Origin of the sequence: Melaminivora sp. (assembly GCF_032059615.1) — a bacterium.
Taxonomy (GTDB): Bacteria; Pseudomonadota; Gammaproteobacteria; order Burkholderiales; family Burkholderiaceae_C; genus Melaminivora.
Window position 1 is genome coordinate 1 of the sequence record NZ_DAMCAM010000094.1, and the last position, 6,817, is coordinate 6,817.

The 6,817-nt window shown below is 70.2% G+C and carries 6 protein-coding genes and 1 pseudogene; all 7 read right to left on the reverse strand.

What is annotated here, in order from left to right; genetic code table 11:
• Positions 1-199 precede the first annotated feature (199 nt).
• Positions 200-1,762, reverse strand: coding sequence for a methyl-accepting chemotaxis protein (locus RT051_RS14080; RefSeq protein ID WP_313077621.1), 1,563 nt, complete (start codon positions 1,760-1,762; stop codon positions 200-202).
• 125 nt (positions 1,763-1,887) lie between these two features.
• On the reverse strand, positions 1,888-3,117 hold the full coding sequence (locus tag RT051_RS14085) for a DNA polymerase IV (RefSeq protein WP_313077623.1): 1,230 nt from the start codon (positions 3,115-3,117) through the stop codon (positions 1,888-1,890).
• A 146-nt stretch (positions 3,118-3,263) separates the two neighbouring features.
• Positions 3,264-3,527 carry a BrnA antitoxin family protein gene (locus RT051_RS14090; RefSeq protein ID WP_313077624.1) on the reverse strand — a complete coding sequence of 88 codons (264 nt, stop codon included), beginning with the start codon at positions 3,525-3,527 and terminating at the stop codon, positions 3,264-3,266.
• Positions 3,528-3,534: 7 nt separating this feature from the next.
• Positions 3,535-3,792 carry a BrnT family toxin gene (locus RT051_RS14095; RefSeq protein WP_313077625.1) on the reverse strand — a complete coding sequence of 86 codons (258 nt, stop codon included), beginning with the start codon at positions 3,790-3,792 and terminating at the stop codon, positions 3,535-3,537.
• A 19-nt stretch (positions 3,793-3,811) separates the two neighbouring features.
• Positions 3,812-4,753 carry a DMT family transporter gene (locus tag RT051_RS14100; protein WP_313077626.1) on the reverse strand — a complete coding sequence of 314 codons (942 nt, stop codon included), beginning with the start codon at positions 4,751-4,753 and terminating at the stop codon, positions 3,812-3,814.
• A 166-nt stretch (positions 4,754-4,919) separates the two neighbouring features.
• Positions 4,920-6,092 (reverse strand): alpha-hydroxy acid oxidase, encoded by a 1,173-nt coding sequence (locus RT051_RS14105; protein WP_313077629.1) that lies wholly within the window; start codon positions 6,090-6,092, stop codon positions 4,920-4,922.
• A gap of 130 nt (positions 6,093-6,222) precedes the next feature.
• Positions 6,223-6,817 (reverse strand): annotated as a pseudogene (locus RT051_RS14110) (penicillin-binding protein 1C); the annotation flags it as partial.

Here is a 6,817-nt window from a genome sequence, read left to right on the forward strand (position 1 = left end):
TTGCCCCCGCGCTTGCAAAGCGCGGGGGTCGCAGGATGCAGGGGCGCGCTTCTTTTGCCTACTTTTCTTGCGCGGGCAAGAAAAGTAGGTCGCCCGCCGGGGCGAGTCCCGGCCCCCACACCCAAAAGAAGCACAACATCAAAACCAGCAGCAAACCCGCACCAGGCAAGGGCAGCCTGCTACAAAAACCAAAACCCCTTCAAGGCAACCTGAACACATCCAAAGTCCGCCCCAACACCCCCGCATTCCCACTCATGGTCCGTGCCGACGCCGCCGACTCCTCCACCAGCGCCGCGTTCTGCTGCGTCACCCGATCCAGATCAGTCACCGCCTCATTGACCTGCGAGATGCCCAATGTCTGCTCGCGCGCGGCCGTGCCCATCTGGTGCATGAGCTGGCTCACATGACCCACCGACTGCACCAGCTGCTCGATGGTCTGCCCGGCCGCCTGCATCTGCTGGGCGCCGTGGCCGATCTGGGTGCTCGACTCGCCGATCAGCGCGCGGATCTCGCCGGCCGCGGTGGCGCTGCGCTGGGCCAGGGCCCGCACCTCGCCGGCCACCACAGCAAAGCCCCGACCCTGCTCGCCCGCGCGCGCCGCCTCCACCGCGGCGTTCAGCGCCAGGATGTTGGTCTGAAACGCAATGCCTTCGATGGTGGAGATGATCTGCCCCATCTTGCGCGAGGACTGTTCGATGGACTGCACCACCGCGCCCACCTGCTCCATGGCCTGGCCGCCCTTGCGCGCCAGATCGGCGCTGTGCTCGCTCTCGGTCAGCACCTGCTGCGCGCCCTCGGCGGAGTGGCTGGCGGTGCTGGAGAGCTCTTCCATCGCGGCGGCCGTCTCCTGCAGGCTGCTGGCCTGCGACTCGGTGCGCGCCGACAGGTCCATGGCGCCCTGGGCGATCTCGGCGGAGATGACGCCGAAGGAGGAAATCTCCGAGCGCGCATCGCCCACCACGGCGCGCAGGTTGATCTGGATCTGCCCCAGGTTCTCCATCAGGCGGGCCATGGGGTGGCGGCCGTTGGGGCGCTCGACGTGGCCGAGCAGGTTGCAGCCGGCGATCTCCGAGGAGACCTGCATGGCGTCCGCCAGGCCGCTGGTGATGCGGCGGTGAAAGCGCCACACGATCCAGCCGACCGCCAGCGCCACCAGCGCGCTCTGCGCCCACACCATGGGCCCTTCTGTCCAGCCCAGCCACTGGGGTGCAAGCGCCACGACCAGCAGCACCAGCATTTGCGCGCTCAGGCGCTGGGTGAAGGACGTGCGCTGCAGCCGCCCGAACCAGTCGCGCCAGCCCAGCGGCCGCACGTAGCCGGCATGCAGCCGGAAAGTCTGGCGCCCCGCCTCGCGCTCGGCGCGCACGCGCTCGTACAGCGCCTCGGCCGCGCGCACCTCCTCGCGCGTGGGCTTCTCGCGCACCGACATGTAGCCCTGGGGCTTGCCGCTCACCATGATGGGCGTGACGTGAGCGCGCACCCAGTAGTGGTCTCCGTTCTTGCGCCGGTTCTTGACCAAGCCGCGCCAGCTGCGGCCGTTGCCGATGGTGGCCCACAGGTCCTTGAAGGCCTCGGGCGGCATGTCCGGGTGGCGCACCAGGTTGTGCGGCTGGCCCATCAGCTCTTCCATGCTGAAGCCGCTCACGCGCGCGAACGCGGCGTTGCAGTGCGTCATGCGTCCCTGCTGGTCCGTGGTGGACATCAGCAGCTCGTTGTCGGGATAGTCGTATTCGTTTTGGGTGACGGGCAGGTTGACTCGCATGGTAGGGACCGATACAGGCAGACAATGGACCCAAATATAGCGATAAGCGACATCGGTAACTGCATGTTTCGTATGGTCGGCACGGAAATGTGGCATCCATGCCTCCGGCCGGCGTGTTGCAGACGTCAGAACAGCTCGCCGTTCACCATCGCCACACCCCCGGCTTTCTCGTCCATGCGCTGCAGCGCTCCCACGCGCACCCCCAGCAGGCGCAGTGGCTGCGCCAGCGGCACGCGCTTGAGGCACAGGCCGGCCACGCGGCGGATGGTGGCCGCGTCCTGCGTGTGCTGCGCGATGGTCTGGTCGCGCGTGGCGATGCGAAAGTCCGAGAAGCGCAGCTTGATGCCGATGGTCTTGCCCACGTAGCCCTTGCGCGCCAGGTCCTGTGCCACCTGCTGGCACAGCGCGGTGAAGAGGTGCGAGAGCTCGGCCCGGTCGCGCACCGCGTGCAGGTCGCGCTCGAAAGTGGTCTCGCGGCTCATGGAGACGGGCTCGCTCTCGACCACCACCGGCCGCTCGTCACGGCCCCAGGCGGCATCGTGCAGCCAGGCGCCGTAGGCCCGGCCGAAGTGCAGCTGCAGCCAGGTGCGCTCGCGCGCCGCCAGCTCGCCGATGGTCTGGATGCCGTGCCCCTGCAGCCGGGCCCAGGCCTTGGGGCCCACGCCGTTGATCTTGCGGCACGGCAGCGGCCAGATGCGCTCGGCCAGCTCGTCGGGCCCAACCACCGCGATGCCGCGCGGCTTGTCGAACTCGCTGGCCATCTTGGCCAGCAGCTTGTTGGGCGCGATGCCGACGGAGCAGGTCAGCCCCGTGGCCTGCCAGATGCCCTGCTGGATGGCCCGCGCCAGGGCCCGCCCGCCGTCCTCGCATCCGCCCGGCACCTGGGTGAAGTCGATGTACACCTCATCGACGCCCCGGTCCTCCATGACCGGCGCGTGCGCCAGGATGACCTCCTTGAAGCGGCGCGAGAAGCGCCGGTACTCGGGGAAATCCACCGGCAGGCGCAGGGCCTCGGGGCACAGGTGGGCGTTCTTCATCAGGCCCATGGCCGAGCCCAGGCCGAACTGGCGCGCCGGATAGGTGGCGGTGGTGATGACGCCCCGGCCGCGGTAGTCGGCCAGGCGGTCGAAGGCGGCCAATGGCGCCTCGCCCAGGCGCCCGGCCCAGTCCTGCGCACGCGCGTCGTCGCGGGCGCTGCGCGCCCCGCCGATGACCACCGGCAGGCCCGCCAGCTGCGGGTAGCGCAGCAGCTCCACGGAGGCGTAGAACGCATCCATGTCCAGGTGCGCCACCAGGCGCGAAGAGAGGACAGTGGGCGGCGTGGGGGCGGGCAGGACGGCGGACACGGCCGCCATTTTCGCGCCTGCGCCGGCAGCCGAGGCGAACCGGGCCCGCCTGAGGATGGATGGCATGGCCCTTCTTCAAAGAAGGGGCAGAACCCCAAAAACGAAGCCCGCCACACGCGGACTTTTTGTTGGCTGCTTGGAGGAAAGATCGCGCCCTACTGCGGCGAGTGCGTACGAAGCCAGTCACGAAGGGCGGAATCCACCCGCGTCTGCCACCCGGCCCCCGTGGCGCGGAACGCCTCCAACACGTCAGGCGACAGCCGGATATTGATGTGCTCTTTGGGGCTGAGCGAGCGAGGGCGGCCGCGCAAAGAGCGCGCGGGCACCATCGCCGCCAGCTGCTCAGCGCTCAAAGGCTGCGCGTCCGGATCGGCCAGCGCAGCCGCATTGATCGCCGCGTCTTCCTCGGGAGTCGGCATGTGAAATTTAGCCTTGCTCATAACGCTTCACCTCTCTTGAATTGGCGCGGGGCAGACTGATGATGCGCCGCGCGTCACCGCGATCCACGTACGCCACGAAGTACACGGTCAGGGTGCGAGGGGCCAGGGCCACCATCCGCACTTCGCCGTACTCCCGGCGCGTGTCTTGCCAGACCAGCGCCTCGTCCCATTCCAGCTCCGAAGCCAGCGATAGCGGCACGCCGTGCTTGGTGAGGTTGCTGGCGGACCTGACCGACTCGCTCAAGAGTGCGCCGGCCCGCCCCCTACAGGCCCTGCAGCGCGATCAGCACCAGGCCAGCCAGCATCAGCGCCACGCCGATCTTTTCGCCCCGACGAAACGACTCGCCCAACCGGCGCGAGACCAGCAGGCTGAACAGCACCTCGACCATGCCGAGCGTGCGCACCTGCGCCGCGCCCTGCATGGCGTAGGCCGTGAACCAGGCCAGCGACGCCGCCGCGCCCATGCTGCCGGCCACCAGCGAGACGCGCCAGGCGCGTGCCAGCGGCGCCAGCCCGCTGGGGGAGCGGCACGCGATCCAGGCACCCAGCCCCACGCTTTGCAGCGCCTGCGCCAGCAGCACGCCCCAGGCGCCCGACAGCCAGGGCGGCGCGTCGCCCAGCGCCAGGGCCGCGCCCCGAAAGCCCACCGTGCCGATGGCAAAGCAGGCGCCGCAGACCAGGCCATACAGCGCGGCCCGGCCACTGCCCTGTCGCGAGGCCCGGGCCACGGCGCCGCGCGGCGGCAGCGACAGCAGCACCACGCCCAGCGTCGCCACGGCCATGGCCGCCAGCGCCAGCGTCGTGGGCACCTCGCCCAGCAGCACGGCGGCAAACAGCGCCACCTGCAGCACCTCGGACTTGGACAGGGTCACGGCCACGGCGAAGTTGCGCCCCTGCATGGCCAGCAGCAGCGCCGCCGTGGCCGCCACCTGGAAGAAAGCGCCCAACGTGACCCAGCCCGCCCAGGCCCAGGAAAAGCGCGGCCAGGGCTGCCCGTCCGGCAGCACGTACAGCACGAGCAGCCAGGCCGCGGCAAAGGGCAGGCCGAACAGAAAACGCACCAGCGTGGCGCCCAGCGTGCCCACCTCGCTGGTCAGCGAGCGCTGCGCGGCGTTGCGCACCGTCTGCGCGAGCGCGGCAAACAGCACCACGGGCACCCACAGGCCGGGCAGGAGGGAGGAAAAGGACGAGGACGATGCGGTCATGGGCAGCGGCGCAGTATGCGCGGCGCCGCGCGCCGCCGGGCGCGGCATTTGGCGAGCCCAGCCGCGGCGCGCGGCGATGGCGCGTGCTGCCGCAGGGGCAATGTCAAGCGTCGCTGGCCCCCACCGCGGCCCTCTCCCAGGAGGAGAGGGAGCAAGAGTTCCCGGCTCACACCATGGGCGGCAGCGGGTAGGTGCCCGGCACCAGGATGCGCCGGTCCACGTTCTGGAGGTTGGTGTGGCCGCAAAACGCCATGGAGACGTCCAGCTCCTTGTGGATCAGCTCCAGCGCGCGCGTCACGCCGGCCTCGCCGAAGGCGCCCAGGCCGTAGGCCATGGCACGGCCGATCATGGTGCCGCGCGCGCCCAGGGCCCAGGCTTTCAGCACGTCCTGGCCGCTGCGGATGCCGCCGTCCATCCAGACCTCAGTCTGGCTGCCCACGGCCTGCACGATGGCCGGCAGGGCATGGATGGCCGATGGCGCGCCGTCGAGCTGGCGCCCGCCGTGGTTGCTGACGACGATGGCATCCGCCCCGTGCTGCACGGCCAGCACCGCGTCCTCGACCTCCATGATGCCTTTCAGGATCAGCTTGCCGCCCCACTGCTCCTTGACCCAGGCCACGTCGGCCCAGGACAGGCGCGGGTCGAACTGCTCGTTGGTCCAGGCCGAGAGCGACTTCATGTCCGACACACCCTTGACGTGCCCGACCAGGTTGCGGAAGGTGTGCCTGCGCGTGCCCGCCATCCCTAAGCACCAGCGCGGCTTGGTCATCAGGTTCACGATGTTGGCCAGCGTCGGCCGGGGCGGCGCGGACAGGCCGTTCTTGATGTCCTTGTGGCGCTGGCCGATGACCTGCAGGTCCAGGGTGAGCACCAGGGCGCTGCACCTCGCGTCCCTGGCGCGCTGGATCATGCGGGCCATGGATTCGCGGTCGCGCATCATGTACAGCTGGAACCAGAACGGCGCGCTGGTGTGCTCGGCGATGTCCTCGATGGAGCAGATGCTCATGGTGGACAGGGTGAACGGGATGCCGAATTTCTCCGCCGCGCGCGCGGCGTGGATCTCGCCATCGGCGTGCTGCATGCCGGTCAGGCCCACCGGCGCGATGGCCACCGGCATGCGCGCGGGCGTGCCCACCAGCGTGGCGGCGGTGCTGCGCCCTTCCATGTTCACGGCCACGCGCTGGCGGAACTTGATGGGCGTGAAGTCCTGCTCATTGGCGCGGTAGGTGGTCTCGGTCCACGAACCCGAGTCGGCATAGTCGTAGAACATGCGCGGCACGCGGCGCTCGGCGATCTGGCGCAGGTCTTCGATGGTGGTGATCTTGGAGAGGTCGGGCATGGCGGCTCCTGGCGGCAAACGCGCCCGGACGGGCGCTGGGCAAGCCGCGCATGGTAGTGCCGCACGCCAGCGGCCGGCTTGAGGCTTTTTTGCCGCGCTTGAAAATTTTGCAGGAGGCAAGAAGCGGCTGTCAGCGCCGCGCCGGGGCGACGGCCGCGCCGCGCACCTCGATGCGCACCTCGTCGAGCACGCGGCCGCCGCCGTCGAGCAGCTGCACCTGGTGGCGCCCGGGCCAGGGCAGCCAGGACCACGCGAGGCCCCGGCCGGCGGTGCGCCCGTCGATGCGCCAGACCAGCGCCTGGCCGGGCGCCGCATCGCGGGCGGCAAACTGCACCCGCTGGTGCCGGGGCGGGATGTCCGGGTCCAGGGCGACGATGGTGCCGGGCGCCGGCGTGGCGATGCGCGCCCCGGGGGCGCTCCCGCCGCGACCCTGTTCCTGGAGGTCTTTTCTGGCCGAAACCCTTGTTCCATCTGGACTTTCAGCTACCGTATCCATAGCAAACATGGCCTGCTGCGTGCCGTGCACGAACCACTCCTGCCGGGGGCTCTCGATCCAGCCGCCGGCCACATCCGGGCCGAAGCGCACGCTGCTGCGCACCACGCCGGGAGGCGGCTCGGGCGGGCGGCTGGGCGTGCTGCGGTGCAGCCAGTGCATCAGCTCGGCCCAGATGGGCGCGGCGCCGCTGGTGCCGCTCACGTCGTGCATGGCCGCGCCGCTGGCGTTG